The sequence below is a fragment of the Mucilaginibacter sp. P1_A3 genome (assembly GCF_056406855.1).
In genome coordinates this window covers 71049-91284 of sequence record NZ_JBFTZJ010000013.1, presented here as the reverse complement: position 1 = coordinate 91284, position 20236 = coordinate 71049, and the positions used below count along the sequence as shown (strand labels likewise).

Below are 20236 nucleotides of genomic sequence, written 5' to 3'. Positions count from 1 at the left end.
ACATTAACAAACCCGTTATCGCGAGGGGAAAAATTTCGCGAAACGGTGATGGAGAGATAACATTTTTAAAGGTTTGTCATCCTGAACGCAGTGAAGGATTTATTCGTAGACTGTACAGGGCGAATACGCATGGTGGAGAGTAGATCCTTCGTTCCTAAGGATGACAAAAGGGGCTTTTTTTACGAATATGCCATTGAGAAAAGGGCCAACGAAGCAGTCGCGAAGTGGATATATCCACGCTGTAAAGTTCGCGATTGCCGCGCTGCGCTCGCAATGACATAGTTTTTAAGATTTCTGATACATGACGATACTTGATAAAATAGTTGCCAATAAAAAAAGGGAAGTAGCGCATGCTAAAAAGCGCGCTTCATATGTTGAACTGGAAGAATCTGAATATTTCCATAGGGAAACTTATTCGTTCAAAGAGTTTTTGCTTGACCCTGCACGTACCGGTATAATTGCCGAATTTAAGCGTAAATCGCCTTCAAAGGGCATTATAAACGACAAGGTGAGGGTTAGTAAGGTAACGACTGATTACGCAGCAGCGGGCGCCTCAGCGCTCTCTGTTTTAACCGACCGTGATTTCTTTATGGGCCGCAAAGCCGACCTGAAGAGAGCCCGGTCTGTAAACAGCATCCCGGTTTTACGTAAGGATTTCATGATTGATGAATACCAGGTAATAGAAGCCAAATCATTAGGCGCCGATATTATTTTGCTGATAGCCGCTATACTTACTCCTGCCGAAATTGATAAACTGGCCACGCTGGCTAAAAGTATCGGCCTGAATGTTTTATTAGAGGTACATAACCTGGAAGAACTGGAGCGCAGCATTCACCCAAAATTAGATGCTATTGGTGTAAACAACCGCAACCTGGCCGACTTTTCCGTTTCTGTAGAAACATCCTACCAACTGGCCAAACACATCCCTGCCGAGTTCATGAAAATATCAGAAAGCGCCATCAGTGATCCTGAAACCATAAGGCACCTTAAACTGGAAGGCTATAATGGCTTTTTAATTGGCGAAACTTTTATGAAGCAGGAAGATCCGGGACAAGCCATGCGCGATTTTGTAGCCAAGTTGTAAAGATCACTCATAACACATCAAACAAAAAGAGGGAATTGCCACCGGCAACTCCCTCTTTTCTGTTTGAGCGATTATGTTAATTAATGCTTATCAAAGAATAATTTGGTAGTTACTTTATCGCCACCAATGGCAGCAGCCGCTTTATCATAATTAACCTGGTTCACATTTTGTTCATTAACAGGATAGGTAAAACGAACAGGAAAAGCAGTCTGCGCAGTTTCGGGGGCTAAGAGTACAGGATAATCCAGCCTCCTGGTTTCTATCCATGCATCCCAACCGCGGTTATATAAAGCAAGATATTTTTGAATGGCTATTTTTTGCAGATTATTACTGCCCGCTGCAGTAGCAAAAGCAACATTTGGCTGCAACAGGTAAGTTGCCGCCGCACCAGCTGTTGCACCCCAGTCGGTTACTGAAGCAGTAACGCCGGCGTTGTAATGACCGGCAACAGTACCAGCAACTGCATAACCTCTTGATGCCGCTTCCGCAAGGTTAAATTCAGTTTCTGCATAATCCAATAATGTAGCCGGAAAATCAGGATTGGTAATTGAGCCAATAGAGCCTTTTACCAACAATGGACCGGATGGCTTTGAGAATAAGCTAAATGTGGCACTTTCACCAGGATTGGCACCGGCGTACTGACCATCGGTGTTAACTGTAAAGAAGTATGGAAGCCTTGGATCAGCAGGATATTTAGGTGTCCCATTAGGATTAAGAGGTTGCAACAGGTCCATTATTGTGCTGTTGCCAACAAAATCCTGCCTTGCACTCTGTACCAGGTCAACCCATATAGGATTGGTATTTGGCGGGCTTGCTACGAATGTAAATTTAGCGTTATCGGAATTTGAAGTAAATACACCAGTGGCAATTGCGGATTCAACAACCGCCTTAGCTTTTGCGTTATCCACATCAACCATAGTGATGCCCATTTTAAGTTTAAGTGTAGCTGCAAATTTCTTCCAGGCAGTAATGTCACCACCGTATATTACGTCGGCAGCGCCAAATCCGGAAGCCCCGGTTTTTAATGCGGCAATATCCGCATCTAAACGGGTTAGCAAGCTATTATAAACAGTTTGGGCATCGTCAAACCTTGGGAAAGTTTTTTTTATATCCAAGGCATCGGTATAAGGAATATTACCAAAAGTAGTTAAGAGGTAATAATAAGTGTATACCTGCAAAATATCAGCAGTAGCTAATTCATTTTTTTGTACATCAACGCCAGTTACATCCGTTGGAATCAGCGTTTTTGCCCGCTCTAAATTATAAAGTACATCCCTGTACATGGCATTCCATAAATTATCAGGAATAGGGCGAGTAGTAATATCGTAATTACTTTCATCCGTATATGTAGTTTCCTGCCACTGCTGCTCAACTAAACGAAATATGTTTAAGTTAACATTAGATGATGTCATCGTGCTGGCTAATGTTCTTTCGGCATTTGTAAACAATGCATAAGAAGGAACAAGTACCGGATTCTTTGGGTCGTTATTCAGACTCGCAATATCCTTTTTACAGGCCGAGAATAGTATCGACGTCAGTAAAAATAAACCTATATATTTTTTCATAATTCTTTTCCTTAAAAACGTAGTTTCAAATTCAGTGATAGTGTACGTGTGGTTGGATAGGCGCCTACTTGGTAACCTTGCAGGTTTCCAGATGTTAAGCCTTCTTCAGGATCTGCATAAGGTAAATTTTTATGTATTATCCAAAGGTTTCGTCCAATCAACTGAAAGGTTACTTCTTTAATAGGGCCCAGGCTTGATACCGTTTTTTGAGGTAAAGAGTATCCGATAAGGGCCTCTCTTAATTTGATGTAACCTGCATCATACACAAACGCCTTGTCTGGTAAACGTGCGTAACCAAAAGCGCCATAGTTACTTGCACTTACACGTACAGTGTTTGGCTGCCCAGCTTCAGTTACACCAGCCCTGATAAAGCCACCACCATTGGCAAGTGTATTACGTACCGGGTTGCCTAAATCATTGGTATAAACTGTTTCAGGATATAACCCGGTAGCTAAACCGTAGTACATATCTGTTGAAAATACAGAACCTCCTTTACGTATATCAATTAAGAAACTAAGGTTAAAACCTTTATACGTAAAGCTGTTGTTAATACCACCTGCCCATTTAGGATTTGAGTTGCCGATATTTGCATTAGGTCCGCTTTGCAGATACTGCCCGTTGGCGCCAACTACCTTTTGCCCGCTTTTGTCATATATAAAATCGGTACCGCGTATCATACCAAAAGGTTGGTTTAAGCTGGCATTTATAGATACACCACCCTGGAAACTGTTCAGCTCGAGGTTTTTAGCTTCCTGGCCCTGATCATCTTTAAACAGCTCAGTAACCTTACTTATATTCTTGGTGAAGTTAACGGTCATTTTCCAACTGAAATCATTTGTACGGAACGGAGTGCCATTTAAAGATAACTCGATACCTTTATTTACTACCGTTCCCGCGTTTAAGTAGTTAAATGAATAACCCGTTGCGGTTGATACGTTAACCGGCAATATTTCATCAAAGGTTGATGTATGATAGTAGCTACCATCAAACCCTAAACGGCTGTTAAAGAATGATAATTCCAAACCAACCTCAGCACTCCTGGTACGTTCCGGTTTTAAATTCGGGTTGTTTTTGGTTGTTTTTACTATGGCCTGCGGAATTGAACCAAATGGAGGAAGTACAGTATAGGTATCATTTACACTATAAACAGGTGCATCTGCACCTACCTGCGCGTAGTTGGCCCTTATTTTACCGTATGATAACCATTTGTAATCTTTTAACAATTCAGAGAAAATGAAACCACCCGCTACCGAAGGATAATAATAAGTATTGTTGGCCTCTGGCAATGTTGATGACTTATCTCTTCTGATGGTTGCATCCAGGGTAATTAAATTGTTGTAAGTAAGTGTTGCCCCCGCAAAAACACCATCAACCTCTCTAAGTCCTTTATATTCTGTAGGCGCGTTTGGAGCGTTCAGGGAGTTGGATATAGAATATACTCCCGGAACAAATAATCCACCATTAGTTGTAGCAAAAATATTTTGGGTATTTTCCTTCCTGATATTTGTTCCTAATAACGCTTTCAGGTTGAAAGATTTTGAAATGTTTTTATCAATATTAGCTAACAAATCATAATTGGTTTCGGTAAATGACCTGTTGGTTCTTGAGTAATATGGTACACCCACACTACTTACATTTTTACGCTCTTCATCTAACTCTGTATAAGAATCTAACGAAACCCGGCCGGTAATAGTTAACCAACTAACTGGCTTATAAACCGCGTTAACATTTCCAATATACCGGTTACGGGTATCGCTTTCAAAGTTTTGGTAACGTACATAATAAGGGTTATCCCAAAATATGGGGGTTAAATTGCCATTTAATGGGTCTGCGTAGTTCCAGGTAACGTTTTTTCCTGTTCTTTCATAGGCAGCCTTCAAAGCCTGTACATCGTTGTTTACTTCCCACCATTGCCTTAAGTTGGTCATTACGTTCCTGGCGGCGGCACCATCATAACCAGTACCCGGCCGGCCAAGTCCATTAATATTATAGAAGTTAACGGCGCCACCAACTGTTAATTTAGGCGTAACGTTGTAGGTCGCTCCTAAGTCTACCTGGTTCTTTTTAATGCTGCTGTTAGGGATGATGCCATTTTCAATATTCCTGGTATAACCTAACTTAAATGTTCCCTGGTCGCCTCCGTTGGTGATCAGGATGCTTTGGTTATTTGAAACCGGGTGAACAAAGAACGAAGTAGGGTCGTTTTTTGCCGCTACCCATGGAGTAGCTTTACCAAAGTTGGGCGACGTTTTATCAAAAGCATCCCACTGATAAACCATCAGCTTTGGATCAAATTTAGCACCGTATGATGCATCTTCTGTTGTTGGTGTAACCAAATCCGCTTTTCCATCACCGTTTACGTCTCCATAAAAGAAGTAACCCGTTGGGTCATTATAATAGTTACCGTAACCGGCACCATAACTATGCTGATATTTTGCGAAGGTTGATTTATCTACAGAACCAACACTAACGCTGCTGTTAACTGTTATACCTAACCCTTTTTTGCCTTTTTTAGTAGTTATTAAAATAACGCCGTTGCTACCCCGTGAACCATACAGCGCGCTTGCCGCTGCACCTTTCAAAACAGTAACAGCTTCAATATCATCCGGGTTAATATCCGACGATGGACTACCATAATCATAACCACCATCACCAGCCTGCTGAGAAGCACTGTTATTGTTGCTGTTATTAACCGGTACACCGTCAATAACAAAAAGTGCCTGGTTATTCCCGGTAATGGATTTCACCCCCCGTAAAATAACATTGGTTGATGCACCAAGCGCGTTGTTCTGGCGTATTTCCAAACCCGCAACTTTACCAGATAAACCGTTAACAAAGTTTGATGAGCGTGTTTTGCTGACCTCTTCACCGGTTACCTGCTGAGCCGCGTATGATTGCTGGTTACGCGTCCTGGTAATACCCAGCGCACCGGTTACCACCACTTCACCAAGTTGCTGACTTGTAGGAATCAATACCACATTTAGCGTAGTGCCGTTTGCCGGTATTAATTGGGTAACGTAGCCGATAAAGCTGAATGATAAAACTGCACCTGGGGTTACCGATAAGGAATACTTTCCATCGGCACTGGTTTGAACACCCGTATTAGTTCCTTGAATTTTCACCGTTACTCCGGGTATTGGCAAACCATCTTCTTTGGCCGTAACCTTGCCAGTTACGGTATGGTTTTGTGCATATAGCTGTGATATAGCAAGCAACAAAATGCACAAAGTCGTGAGTAGACTTTTTTTCATGAATAATATAGATTAGTTATTGGTTAAAACTTAGAAGAAATAAACCTACAGGAGATTTATAATAAAATCAATTAATATGTGTAACGTTTCCTTTACATAAATATTATTAACCACAGGGAATATTTTTAGGCTGCGATAATAAAATATTTTGTTCTTTTGCACGTTCTAATTCCGTAACTAAAAAACATTTAGTTAATAATAAGACAGTTAAAAGTTAATTAGGGCGGGGAAAATGCGCGAGGCATTTTCCCCGCTTATTTTTATACTAATCTATGAAAAAAAAATTCAATTAACTAAGAATAAACGAATTATAAATATCAAAAAGTTTTACTTCAAAAATACTTTTTGCAAAAAGATGTCTCAATTAATGCATCCAATGCATCCGCCTGATATTTTACCCGGATAAAAAATAATTAAAACTGAAACAAAAAACCGGCTATTGTTAAATATGTATTAAATTAAATGCTATTATTTAATACATATTTCCCTAAAAGCAACTAAAATGTTACAAACCAAAAAAAACTAATAAATAACAGGCAATAAAAAAGGGGCTTGTTATTAAACAAACCCCTGGCATTTAGTAAATAATAATACAGGCAACTATTTTTCGTTGCTCATGGAATAAGGCACATCTGCATCCTTTGTACCACGCACCTTATTTGGTGTCGCGATCATATCAAAATTCAACTCAGCACCGTTTAATAAAGCCTTATGGCTTACCCAGTTGTTGGTATATGGCTTACCATCAATGCTCAGGCTATTCACATACTTGTTATCAGCACTGTTATTTGAAGCATTAATGGTGATGGTTTTACCATTCTCTAAATTGATGGTTACCTTTTTAAACAATGGCGCTCCCAATACATATTGATCACTGGCCGGTGTAACCGGGTAAAAGCCCATTGCCGAGAAGATATACCAGGCCGATGTTTGGCCATTATCCTCATCGCCGCAATAACCGTCGGGAGTAGCTTTGTACAGTTTGTTCATGGTTTCGCGTGCCCAATACTGGGTTTTCCATGGCTGGCCTGCATGATTGTATAGGTATATCATGTGCTGTATAGGCTGGTTACCGTGCGCGTACTGACCCATGTTGGCTATCTGCATCTCGCGAATCTCATGAATCACGCCGCCATAATAGCTATCATCAAATGTAGGTGGCATAGTAAACACCGAATCTAATTTGGCAACAAACTGCTGCTTGCCCCCCATCAGATTTATTAAGCCCTGTATATCATGAAATACACCCCAGCTGTAGTGCCAGCTATTACCTTCGGTAAACGCATCGCCCCATTTAAACGGATTGAACGGTGTTTCAAAAGAACCATCCTGATTTTTACCGCGCATCAGCTTGGTTTCCGGATCAAAAATATTGCGGTAGTTCTGGCTGCGTTTTTTGTATACCTCTATCTCTGATTTTGGTTTGCCCAGGGCTTTTCCTAACTGGTAAATAGCAAAATCATCATAAGCATACTCCAGGGTACGGGCAGCATTTTCATTTATTTTTACGTTGTAAGGCACATAACCCAATGTGTTATAATATTGCACTCCACGACGGCCGGTAGCATTAGGGCCTTCATTATTGGCGCCATGCTTAAGGGCCTGGTATAACGTTTCGATATCATATCCACGCATGCCTTTAAGATAGGCTTCAGATACTACCGATGCAGAGTTGTTACCGATCATACAATCAGCATAACCCGGGCTTGACCACTCCGGCAGCCATCCGCCTTCTTTGTAATCATTGATCAGGCCTTCCTGCATTTCTTTGTTGATAGACGGGTAAACCAGGTTAAGGAAAGGATACAACGCCCTGAAGGTATCCCAAAAGCCTGTACCGGCAAACAGGTAACCCGGCATTACTTTGCCATTAAAAGGACTGTAATGTATATTCTCGCCTTTTTCATTTACCTCATACATTTTGTTGGGGAAGAAAAGCATCCTGTATAAGCTGGAGTAAAATGTTTTAGTTTGATCAATAGTTCCGCCTTCTACATTTAACCTGCTTAATGTTTTATTCCAGGTATCTTTTGCTTTTTGCTCGGTAACCGCAAAATCATCATTGGCCAGCTCGCGTTTCAGGTTAATTTCTGCCTGTTCGATGCTCACAAATGAGGATGCCACTTTTAGGTGCACCTGCTCGCCTTTAGCTGTTTTAAGGGTAATAACAGCGCCTGCATGGTCGCCGGTATACTCTAATGAGCCATTATCCTTTTTCCAATCATGCCATGCCGAAGCCAGCGCGAAAGGCTTATCTACATAAATAACAAAGTAGTTTTTGAAATTGGCCGGTACAGCACCACTGTTTTTGGTGCTATAACCCACTATCTTTTGCTCCCCCGGAATGATCTTCACATATGATCCTTTATCAAAAGCATCTATTACGATATGTGAACTATCGCTTTTAGGAAAAGTAAACCTGAAACTGGCTGCACGCTCTGTTGGCGTAATCTCGGTGGTTACATCATAATCAGCGAGGTAAACACTGTAGTAATATGGTTTCACAATTTCGGCCTTGTGCGAGAACCAGCTGGCGCGTTCTTTTTCGTTCAGTTTTAACTTACCTGTTTCCGGGAAGATGGAGAACATGCCATAATCATTCATCCATGGTGAAGGCTGGTGGGTTTGTTTAAAGCCCAATATCTTATCGGCATCATAGGTGTATTGCCAGCCATCGCCCATTTTACCGGTTTGCGGTGTCCAGAAATTCATACCCCATGGCAATGCAATTGCCGGGTAAGTATTACCATTGGAGAGTGAAGGCTTGGAAGCCGTACCCATAAGCGGGTTAATCAGATCAACCGGCGACGCTATTTTTTCTTGCGCCAAAACTGCTACCGGTAAAAAGGCAAACGCCAGGAGGAATAGTTTTTTCATTGATAAAAAATTATTTTTTAAAGGGCGATGAAACTATCGGGCGTTGATTACCCTTTCGGGGCAACTCCAAATACCTCATCTAAAATTACTAAAGCGTTGATTTACAGTAGTGCTAAAACGTTTAACCAAACAATGCAATATACACTGTATCAACAAACTTTTGCAATAATATTTAATGAGAACCTAAATTTTTTGCAGCAATAAACTTACCATTTCAAATTAACAGTTACCCCATCCGGGCTGTTGGCAAAACCCAGGTAAAGCGTATTTGATGATTTATCCCATGATGTTTTAACATCGGTAATTGCCTGGCCCCCGCTATCGGTAACTAAAGTTTCCTTTGGCTCGCCGGGGAGCAACACGCGTACACTATTCAGCGTTTTTACAGGGCTTTTTGCCACAAAAGAATAGCTTGAGCCGGTCACATTTTCGCTATATATCCTTGATGCTGATGTTAAAACCTGGGGCAATTTTTTATTGGGCACCCGGCTTAGGTTATACAGCAAAGCCTGCTCGCCGGGGTTAATAATCTTTTCGGCCAGTACAGGTAATTGAGGATCAAAAAGATCAATAACAGGGCCTTTTATAGTCAATGGCTTGCTATCGGAGTTTTCATCTAAAACCGATGCAATATCATAAGGACCACGTTCCAAATACAAACTATTTTTAAAGATCAGGTTGCCCGCATGGGCATCTTTTTCATAAGCCTGTTTTACAATGTTGATGTAGTCACTGTCTTTATCAGCCGCCAAAACATACTCTTTGGGGTTTTGCCTTAACACATATACAGCCCCTTTGCCCACTTTAAATTGCTGGTCATTGCCGGTTGGGGTTACACCAAGCAGCTTAAATAAATGCTGAGAGGGGGCGCTGAATTTATTGCCTTTGGTATTCCACCATTCCATCACAGATTGATAGGGATCATCATCGCGACCGCAATAAATTAAAACGCCACCCTGTTTTACCCAGGCCGCTAACTGCATATGCACATCTGCCGAAACAGGCTTCATATTGGAGTAACTCAGCACCAAAACTTTTATATTTTTTAACGATGCCGCGTACCCCAGGTTTTCCATATGCACGGTTTGCACCGGTACCCCACGTTTTAACAGTGGCAGGGTTTGCCCATAAAAATTGGAGAACTGCGGATCTTCGAATCCATTATGGGTAGGGAAACGCTGAAACATGAGCGTATTACTCATCAATACACCTATACCATTTACGCCGGTTACCTTGTTAACCGATGCAGGCATACTATTCAAGGCATTCACCATGATCTGCATTTGGGTAGAGTAATATTGCGGTATCAGCACCTTTTCATTACTCCCGGCCACTTTATAGGGGTGGGTGTAAATGCGCTCGGGCCATGGCATCACTTCATAATCAGATACGGTTGGGTACAATAATTTAGCGGTAAATGTAGCTTGGTAATTGCGCTTATAATCGCTCCAGTCGCGTTGCCGGTCTTCAATCGGATCCGTCAAAAAGAACATTTTGCGGCCGGTTGGCGCGGTCATAGATACCATTGAACCGTACTCCAGGTAAGCATTTTCAAATACGCGCTCCTTTTGCAAGCCGTTAAAATAAGTTGGTTCGCGCGAAGTACCCGTCCACACCTGCGCTATGTAGCCGTCAATACCGGGCAGCGAGGCCAGGCTCGCTTCGGGGCTCACAATCTGCCATGACGAATAATTAACCAGCGAATGTGTAGCAATAAATACCTTTATGTTTAAGCCCTTGCTTTTGCCATAGGCTTTGGCGTATGATGAAACCTGCTTTATGGCATCGTAATACAGGTGATACTTTAATTTGCTTGACAAATAGGTATTCTCTGCCGATGCATCCTGCGGTTTCCACGGAAAGCCGTAATAAGTTTGCCATTGCGCTTTAAAGCCCGCGCTATAACCTGCACGTGCCCAAAACTCAGGTTCCTCCAAAAATATATTGGTGATACCTACATCTATCACCCTTTTAATCACGGCGGTTTTCATGTATTCAATGAATGAGGCATCGGGCACTACATAAGGCATATCCTTACCGTGAAAAATGGTATCGCCTTTTTGTGTTACCTGCCCCACCCCCAGGTGGTTTTTACCATCCCACTTACCCAAAAAGTAATCTTTGTAATCGCCCCAGGCTATACCCGTCATAAAATTGGTTTGATAACCGTGGTCGCGCCATGATTGTACGCGTTGCTCAAAGGTCATGCCCGGCCTGTCGTTAGTACCGTAAACAATGGCAATGTCGCTTCGTACATCAATCTCGGGCATCCAGGGACTTCCTGTTTGGAAAGCTGTTTTTTCTTTTAGTGGTGATAAGGGTGTCGTTTTTTGCGCATAAGCGGCAACGGCTAAAACGATTAAGCAACTTGCAAGTAAAATGTTTTTCATAGGTGGTTTTAATGGTAAATAACGTTACCGGCATCAACAGGTAGCTTGCCGGCACACATAGATAGTAAATTATTACAACTGAATATAGCTTTATATCATTATAATTACAGAAATTCCATTCAACGCCCTTCGACTAACTTTTGTAATACATATGGGGCTATAATAGCCTTTGTGCTTTGCACACTTGGATGGATGCCATCGGGCACATATTTAAGATAAACGCCCTCCCCCTGGTTAAGAATTTGCTGCCAATGGGGATAGTGATCAATTAACAATATTCCCTTTTGCTTAGCTACTTCTCTGTACACCTGGTAATAGGCAAACAGATTTGGCCGGGCTTCGGCATGCTTGTTAATAGCTATATTCATTACCTGTAAAATCACTTCGCAGCCGGGATTATACAACCTGATCCTGTCAATCATATAGTTTAGGTTAAGCCGGGCCAATGCCACCGATGTTTTATAAGGCAAATAAGCGTCATTCATCCCAAACTCTATCAGTACAGCATCGGGCTTTTTACTAATCACACTATCATCCAGGTGCTGCACGCCCCAGCCCGACCACATGGCGCTTTTTGCCGCATTGATCACGGTTAAGTTGTTGCCATATTTTTTATTTAATCCAGCGTTCACCGAATCAACCCAGGCACGACCGCCCTCACCAGCCGTTAAACTGGTGCCATATACCACCAATGTTTGTTTTTTACCTGCACGAAGATTTTTAATGAGTTGGGTTTGGGCAAGGACTATGGATGGAATCAGGCCAATAATCAGTAAGGAGATTTTGAGGAATAATGCTTTCATGGTGATCTACATCAGCCCAAATATAATAAATTATGTATCTACATAATATGGATTATTTAAACACAGCGATGGTTAAATATTCATATATTTTCACGCAGTTTATTTTACAGTGGGGATGTATTGATAAACCACTTCATAGGATTTATCTTTTAGCTTTGCCGATACCTGCCCTATTGCCAGGTTTTCTTTTTGCGGCGTAGGCTCGCAAAGCGAATAGATCTGCCCCTTGTAAACTATAGGGCTGCCAACTGGCTTATCAAACTGTACAGCCATGGTAATATGTGTGGGGTACAAAAGCGCTATCATGGGCAAATTGTATATTTCCTTTACCAGGTAAAAAAACAAAGCAGCCCTGTCATCACAATCGCTATATTTTTCAAACAATGTTTCTTCGGGCGACAGGCGTTTTTCTTTCCCAAAGTTTTCCTCATCGGTTTCATATAAAAAAGCATAGCGTGTAAACCGCATTAAATAATCCACACCTTTTTTTTCATTCATCCCCTTCATGTTTTTTTTCAACATCGGGATCAACGAACCATAGGTTTCTTTGCTTAGCGGAATATTAAAATATGATCCAAAATCAACTACCGGGTAGTTTTTAAAAATGGCCTCTACCTCCCTGTTCAGTTTTATATTAAAATAATACACTTTGTGGCGGTAGGTAAACTGCAATTCTTTTTCAAAGTAATCTCCGGGGTTAAAGTCTGGCATCTTTTCTACATTGTATGAAAAAGCATTTACGGCTTCCGGGATATCTACGTTTACAGGAATAGGCGGATCCTGGTGCAGATCGGCATTGGCATAATCATGATAATTTAAGCATACATACCTCTTGTTATCCACATCAAAAAATGGAATATCCTCTACCTTTTCATCATTAAACACGTAAAATATCACCTTATTGGAAGTTAAAGCCAGCCGCGCATCATATCCCGACTTAGCCAGCAAAAACCACTTATACAATGTATACCTGCTATAATTAACTTCCTTAGGGCTAATTTGCTGGGCCACCTTGCGGATAAGCTGATAGTAAAGCCAATCGTTTAAATTACTCCTTTGCTTATAGGCAGTTAATGAATCCATTAAGGGTTTATAATTACCGGCATTTACTTCGGCATAAAAGGCTCTTACCAATTGCGGTGTTAATTGTACAGGAACATTAACCAACACGTTGCTATCAATTCCACAATTAAAAGTTCCCTGGTAAAACTCAAAGCACAGCCTTTGATCTTTGCCCTGGCCATAAACTGTTGTCAGTGTAAAGATCAGCAACAATGTATACAATACATTCATGTGCCTGATCATGGAATTTATAATTGGATATATTAAAGCTACTGATAATAAATACCTTTTGCATATTATTTTTTAGCATTAAAAACACATTCAATTAACAATAGCTTAACAACCGGGAATTATTACAACCGACTTTTGATTAAAACACAAATCCCCCGGACTTTCATCCGGGGGATTTGTGTTTAATGATAGTAACAAAGTTTGGTTCAAATATCTTAAACTTATTTACTTGCGCTCCAGCCGTCACTCCAGCCATTACCGCCGGCGTTTTTTGAACCTTTTACAAGTGCATCATATTTTGCAGCCTGTTTTGGTGTTAAAACTCCCTTGATCTTTTTTATAGTAGCAGTACGCAACGGCTCAATAGCAACCACCATTTTGGCGTTATCACCTTTATTAGCTTCTTTTATCTTTTCAAATTTTTCTGATGACTCCTGGTAAATGGCAGCAACTTTTTTGCATTGAGGATCAGTAAGTTTTAATTTTTTTTGTAGTTCCATCGCTTTTTCTTCTGGCTTGGTTGCAGCCATTTTTTGCGCGAAACTTGCTGTTGTTAACCCAATTAACATGCAGCATAGTAATAATAGTTTTTTCATCGTCTAAGTTTATTTTACTATAAATGTAGCTGATTTTAATTAGATATTAAAGAATGTTTGTATTCAACTTTAAATACAGCCAACACTTACTTCATTTTCGCTGTCATAGGCATACAAAGCGACATATCCTTCTTATCGATAAACGTTAATTTAGCAAGCTGATTTACTTTAAATTGATCTACCCCTTCGGTGATATGCAAAAACTGATTGGGTAATACATTTTTAAAATATTGAACGGTACCGCTTCCGGCCCACTTTATTTCAATTTCATCAATTATTTTGGCTTGCCCTATTCCCATTTCCTGCCTTAACGGAGATGCACCAAAACTGCCTCCTGAATTTACATCTTTATACACGCTTCTTTTAACGCCGTTTTCTGTAAAGGTTAGTTTAATATGGCTCCCGATGGCGGCTTTATTGGCTTTTACCCCATCCAGCTTTAAACTTATCCAATTATTATCATTGGTTTCGGGATTAAGGTATAAAGAACTGGTATACGAATCGCCGATATAGGCCCCTCCCATTTCGGCAAAAATATCCTGCCTGCCAGTGTTTCTGAGATCGGCAAATGCAATACCGTGTCCTTTCTGCAAATTACCCAGGCGAGACGATGTGGTGATATCAACAAATTTTTTACCGCCAACATTCTTAAACATCTTGTTAGGCACCAACGACCTGAAATCGGGATTACCCGTTCCAAAATACATATCCAGGTAGCCATCATTGTCAATATCGCCAAAGTTGCCTCCCATACTGTACACTACTTTATCTAATCCCGCCTCTTTGGTTACGTTGGTAAAAGTACCATCCTGGTTATTTTTGTATAAGAATACATTACCCGCATTTGCAACAGGGCGGCCCAATGCCTGGGATGCACTATAGTATCCCAGGGAGCGCTCAAACTGATAATCGCTTACAATAATATCCTGCCAGCCATCATTGTTATAATCATAAAACCAGGTTGTAAATGTCCGTTCCTTATTGCTGCCAATTCCAGCTTTATCGGTAACATCTTCAAAATCAACACCGCCTCCCTTTATACCTTTATTTTTGAGCAGGTACTTATTACCGGTCATGGTCGAAATAAATATATCCGGGTAACCATCATTATTATAATCAGCCGAGGTAACACCCTTTACAAATGATACAATATCGCAATGCGCCGTTTTTGTAACATTGGTAAACGTGCCATTATGGTTATTAATATACAATGCGCAGGTAGATGAATTGGCATCAAGTACCTGGGTTGAGGTTTCGGTACCAACAAAAACATCAAGCCAGCCGTCATTGTTAAAATCGGCCCAGGTGGCTGTTTGGGTTGGATGAAAGAAAAGCAAGCCGCTTGGTATAGTAACATCTGTAAAAGTACCATCGCCATTATTGCGTAACAGCGAGCTGGGCTGATTTCCAAAACCCCTGGTAAGCCAGGCCCCCCTTAACACAAAAAGATCTATGTTACCATCATTATTAAAGTCTGTTTGCTGAATATTTAATCCGCCTGTTATACCGGTTAAACCGCTTTGTTCGGTACGATCGGTAAATGTACCATCCTTGTTGTTCTGAAAGTAATGCATAGGGTCGCTCAAATCCCATCCAGATGTGATGATATCCAGGTATCCATCATTATTAAAATCATCAATAGCAACACCACCGGCCCGGCCATTAACATTAATACCAAGGCTTGCGGCAATATCTTTAAATGGTTTTACGCCTGCAACACTATCGGCATTCAAGCCGGGGATCAACAAATTTTTGGGCACCTTTACCGGGTATTCGCCCAGGGTCATATAGGCAATATTAATCAGCCATTTTGATTCCAGGTCATCAGGGTGAATCTTTAAAATAGTTTTGTAGGTTTCAATGGCTTTTCTGGAGCCGGTTTGAATTTTATGAACCCCATCATTTTTAATAGGGAAAATACAGGAAGAACCGGTATGGTTAAGCATACAATTGCTGCGCTCGCCGAGGCGCATATAAGCGATGCCGGATTCAGAAAAAACAGCATCTGTTGGCATGAAATCCAGTTTGCTCAATATGTTTTCATAAATATCAACAGCTTGCTCTTCCTTCCCCTTCATCAACAGAAGCGAGGCCTTTGAAGCCCATAAATATGAATCCTGGTTATTAATCCCTATTTTGAGTACAGAATCGCAATACTCAATTTTACGTTCGGGGTTAAATGGATTTAAAATAGTATTATTCTTTTGGTTGATTGCTTTTAGTAATTGTATCATCTCTTCATGCGAAGAGGTTTGACTGGATGCTATTATGGTGAAGCCAAGCGCTACAACGAGCACTGAAGCCAATATTATTTTAAATTTCATTTGATTGTCTTTTTGCCGCTACAGGTAAACCTGCAGGGAATTATGCCACTTTAGTTTTGATAAATAAATTTGTATTTAAACCTGCCGATGCCTGATGTCCTGAAAAACAAAGCATCATAACAAATTAAAGCTGATTAAAGGGATGCCTGATTATTAAGCGAATGATTTAATTTATTAACAGTTGCCCGGCAGGGATACAAAAAACTGCAGATAAACACATTCAACAATACTTACCAGGTAGGCCTTTAGTGGTCTAAATAAGGAGAGAATTAGCAGGAAACTTTAGGTGGTTGCTCAGGAATGTCCTGGTGGTAATGAACTAAACGCTGTACAGGCTGTACCACGTTTTTTTGCAATTTTTTAATGGGGCAATTAAACTCAAATTGTACAAAGGATAAGCTAAGGTTATCCATCATTACTATTTTGCCATACGGAACATGATCTTTTTGAGATACCGGTATATCCTTAACCTTTTTGGCATTAAGTACATTATTATCAACCGGGCGGGTAGTTTCGTAATTAGGAATGCACATGAGGTGAATGGCAGTCCGGGTAATTTTCATTTTTACATAGTTGTAACTGTTATTACCAAACTGGATCTGACCGGCTATGTTCTCAAAGTTTTTCCAGTCATGAATATTAGGCAAATTAACAGGAATGGCTATTTCTGTAAGATCTTTAATATTATACAACCCTTTGCTGATCTGATGATTGTAGTATTTATCGGTTTTATAAACCAAATACTGGTGCACTGCCAACTGCCCTCCTATATTTAGGAAGTGAATATTAAGTAACAGCAATGCAATAAACTTCTTCAAGTTGAGCTTTTAGGTATTGATTTATAAATATGAGGTTTATTATTTATAAATCAAAATAAGTTTAGCTATAAATATTGCATTGTAACACAGCCTGAAAGTTGAAATGGGGCAGGGAAATCGCTTTTAAAAATCCATGAATATTTTTTGGCTAAAGCCTTAACTGATTTCTGCCAATTTAACCGTTGGCTAAAGCCCAACGGCAATGATTAAGGACCGATCCCATTTAAAGTAGCGGAGGGTTCATTGCCGCCCCATTTATGGGACGGTAGTAAAGGAACAAAAAGCGGCTTTAGCCAAAATTTGCCATACAGATATTTAAAACACGATTTCTTTATTGAAACGGGCCGATGCCTGGCCCGTGTATTATTTATTTACAAAATATCTGATGCCAAACGGAGCGCCTTGCTTTATTACCTAAAATTAATCATCATCGCTATCCTTACCTGCCAGTTTTGCGGGATAAGCTTTTTTACCTTTAGTAGCTGCATACCATAGTATCCGGTTCAATACATCATCGTTTCCGCCATCAATATGATCATACTCGGGCAATGATGATAGTTTGGCGAAATGCAGGGCCGCACCCTTTAAAGAGGAAAGTTTTGGATTAATAGTGTTGATAGGAATTTTATTTTTCAAACTTTTATAAGTGTAGTTTGCCGGCTTGCTTGTAAAGCAATCAAACATAGGTAAAGCTGTAGCATCTATAATGTTCATCGGTGGTATGCCTAAAATTTGCTCAATAGAGCGCACTATGCAGGTTTGGTTGTAGTTTTTAGATACTTTGCCCTGCAAACGACTATAAGGACTTATCACAAAACCGGTGGTACGATACGCCGATACGTGATCCCAGCCAGCCTGGGAATCATCCTCCGTAACAAAAATTACTGTATTTTTCCAAAACCTGCTTTTTGATACGGCTTCCACAATCCGGCCGAGCGCCAGGTCATTGTCGGCTACCATAGCCTCGGGCGTTGGCATGCCCGGTCTTGTACCAACCGTATGATCTGATGACAGGGCCATAACCATTAAATTAGGTAATTGATCGCCGGGCTGTTTTTCATAATCATTAATTTCTTTAATAAAAGTGGATGCCCTTAACTGCTCATTGATCCGGTGCTCATCAGATCCTGGAAAATTTTGCGACAACATGGGCCTTACCCGCGATATGGTGCTGGTATTGGTAAATTTAAAAGGTTTACCGGCCATGTAATCGTTGTAAATATCCGTCCAGGTGAGTTTATTATCAAAATGCGGTTGGCAGGCCTCGCCATAAATTCTCACCGTTTTTCCATGGTCGGCAGCGTTGTTCCATATAAAGCCATTACCATCATAAACCAATGCATCCTCCTGCACATGTGGGTAACTCCTGAACCATGAGCGAACACTTTTTTCAACATAGTCGGTAACCATAGCTGCATCCGTCCACTGGTGTCCCTCGGCCGAGCATTTGCCCGATGCATAATAATTGTCAAGCAGTAAAAAATTGCGTGCAATGTTGTGCTGGTTTGGTGTAATGCTATCACCATAAATACAAAGCGATTTCATCCCGTTACCTTCTGGCATATCACCTAAAACCTGGTCGTAAGTACGGTTCTCTTTGATGATGTATAATACGTGTTTAAAAACCGACGGCTCGCCAATACGCTCGGGAATGGGGCGTGGCGCAATATTTTTACGGGGCAGCAACTGTGCAATCTCCTGCCTAAAGCTTAAACTAAGATCTTTTACCTTTTTGGTGTATTGTTGCAGCTGCTTATCATCCGGTAAAGAAATTATAGATACCGTTGCCTTTTGATGGTGGGAATTATAAGCAGCCTCTGGGTTATTGCCTACTTCAGCATCAATGCCTGCTTTATTTATTTCTTTACTGCTTACGCGTGCGCCCTCGCCTTCCAGGTTGGTAACGAACAAAGTATGATCACTTATTGCAAGGCCGCCCGGATAAGCTTCTGTAGGAATAAATCCCCTTACCTCGCTATTTGCAGCACCCTTACGCGATGCCTTTGAACCCAGCTTTACTACCGCGACCGCATTATCAAGTCCATTGGCTACATACAAAGTGGTTCCTGTTTGGTCAATTGCCAATGCATTAGGAGTATCGCCTATATAACTCTTTTTGCCGGGATTCAATTTTACACCAATCGACTCCACATTTTGAAGCGAAATGGCAGATATAACCGAAACCATATCGCTATTGCCATTGGCGATATAAACAAAAGCTTCATCGGCACTACTAATAATGGCATTGGGGTGCAAACCAACCGGAATTTCTTTGATAACATCGCCTTTAGCAAGGCCTATCACCATCACAGTGCCCAGCGCTGTGGCTCCGGTTTTAGGATCAATATATGTTTTCCCGTAAGGTACACCCGCGGTTTCGCGAGTAAGGGTATCTACCGCTTCAGGGCCGGCCCAGTTTGTTACAAATGCCTTGTTTTTGGCAATTACAATTCCGTAAGGGGCAACACCTGTAGGCTTGGTCCATACCGTTTTGCCGGTATTAAGGTCTATTTTTACCAGCTGGTTATTCCCGTTTAAAACCACGTACAAGTAGTTGGTTCCGTTCTCATTATTAATGGCTACATCATTAGGTAAGGCAAGTGGCGATTCGCCTTCGGGCTTAAAATCAAAAGTATTTTTAATGCTGATAGCAGCGCCATCAAATACCGCCTGGAAAACATACGACTTTGACTCTTTGCCTTTACCCGCTGCAGCACTCCAGAATATTTGCGTTTGATTGTTCAACTTCAACACTTTTAAACCCGAATAGGTACTTGAAAGTCCTTTATACTGATTGCTTGCCTTGTAAGTCCACCGGGTGATAACCTTGCCGGATACGGTATCTATTACAGCAATTCCGTACCTGTCTTCAACGGCAATCTGCGGGCTGCCGGGAATAAGCCTTACATCCATGCTATGGTTTTCGTCCTCAGCATCGCCAAAGGATACCACTTTACCGGCGGGATCAACAATGCGGTTATATGGCATTAAAACAGGCAAAACATTTCGGCTTAGGGTACTGTCATCATAAGCACTATGCATGTTTACCTCTTCACTATCAATAGCCGGGCGGCTTTTTGGCACCGAATGACATGCTGCCAAAATACCTATTATACAAAGCGTTACAGGATATAGTTTTAACGATCTTTTAATCATGATTTGTTGATAGTTGCAATTGATAAAAATATAGCATTAACATGTAAAACAGGTTACCAAATAGTAAATTAATAAACGG

11 protein-coding genes are annotated in these 20236 nt (G+C 41.0%); 1 reads left to right on the top strand and 10 read right to left on the bottom strand.

The features are described from left to right. Nucleotides 1-301 precede the first annotated feature (301 nt). Nucleotides 302-1084 carry an indole-3-glycerol phosphate synthase TrpC gene (gene trpC / locus AC1D0K_RS25265; RefSeq protein ID WP_477391453.1) on the top strand — a complete coding sequence of 261 codons (783 nt, stop codon included), beginning with the start codon at nucleotides 302-304 and terminating at the stop codon, nucleotides 1082-1084. Between the two features lie 80 nt (nucleotides 1085-1164). Here the strand turns inward: trpC and AC1D0K_RS25260 are convergent, their stop codons facing one another. The 10 genes from AC1D0K_RS25260 to AC1D0K_RS25215 all read right to left on the bottom strand — a co-directional run bounded on the left by AC1D0K_RS25260 (nucleotide 1165) and on the right by AC1D0K_RS25215 (nucleotide 20157). Continuing rightward, nucleotides 1165-2649: a SusD/RagB family nutrient-binding outer membrane lipoprotein gene (locus AC1D0K_RS25260; protein ID WP_477391452.1), complete on the bottom strand. Its 1485-nt coding sequence runs from the start codon at nucleotides 2647-2649 to the stop codon at nucleotides 1165-1167. An 11-nt stretch (nucleotides 2650-2660) separates the two neighbouring features. Then, nucleotides 2661-5900: a SusC/RagA family TonB-linked outer membrane protein gene (locus AC1D0K_RS25255; protein WP_477441865.1), complete on the bottom strand. Its 3240-nt coding sequence runs from the start codon at nucleotides 5898-5900 to the stop codon at nucleotides 2661-2663. Between the two features lie 600 nt (nucleotides 5901-6500). After that, nucleotides 6501-8777, bottom strand: coding sequence for a GH92 family glycosyl hydrolase (locus AC1D0K_RS25250; protein ID WP_477397812.1), 2277 nt, complete (start codon nucleotides 8775-8777; stop codon nucleotides 6501-6503). Nucleotides 8778-8983: 206 nt separating this feature from the next. Then, nucleotides 8984-11167 carry a hypothetical protein gene (locus AC1D0K_RS25245; protein WP_477397810.1) on the bottom strand — a complete coding sequence of 728 codons (2184 nt, stop codon included), beginning with the start codon at nucleotides 11165-11167 and terminating at the stop codon, nucleotides 8984-8986. A 119-nt stretch (nucleotides 11168-11286) separates the two neighbouring features. Further along, nucleotides 11287-11970 carry an SGNH/GDSL hydrolase family protein gene (locus AC1D0K_RS25240; protein ID WP_477397808.1) on the bottom strand — a complete coding sequence of 228 codons (684 nt, stop codon included), beginning with the start codon at nucleotides 11968-11970 and terminating at the stop codon, nucleotides 11287-11289. A gap of 99 nt (nucleotides 11971-12069) precedes the next feature. Then, nucleotides 12070-13263 (bottom strand): hypothetical protein, encoded by a 1194-nt coding sequence (locus AC1D0K_RS25235; RefSeq protein ID WP_477397806.1) that lies wholly within the window; start codon nucleotides 13261-13263, stop codon nucleotides 12070-12072. Between the two features lie 221 nt (nucleotides 13264-13484). Beyond that, entirely contained in the window at nucleotides 13485-13859 is a 375-nt protein-coding gene (locus tag AC1D0K_RS25230; protein WP_295714678.1) for a hypothetical protein, read from the bottom strand. A gap of 86 nt (nucleotides 13860-13945) precedes the next feature. Continuing rightward, nucleotides 13946-16183 (bottom strand): CRTAC1 family protein, encoded by a 2238-nt coding sequence (locus AC1D0K_RS25225; protein ID WP_477397804.1) that lies wholly within the window; start codon nucleotides 16181-16183, stop codon nucleotides 13946-13948. Between the two features lie 269 nt (nucleotides 16184-16452). Beyond that, nucleotides 16453-17001, bottom strand: coding sequence for a hypothetical protein (locus AC1D0K_RS25220; protein ID WP_477397802.1), 549 nt, complete (start codon nucleotides 16999-17001; stop codon nucleotides 16453-16455). Between the two features lie 420 nt (nucleotides 17002-17421). Then, nucleotides 17422-20157: a bifunctional YncE family protein/alkaline phosphatase family protein gene (locus AC1D0K_RS25215; RefSeq protein ID WP_477441858.1), complete on the bottom strand. Its 2736-nt coding sequence runs from the start codon at nucleotides 20155-20157 to the stop codon at nucleotides 17422-17424. Nucleotides 20158-20236 lie beyond the last annotated feature (79 nt).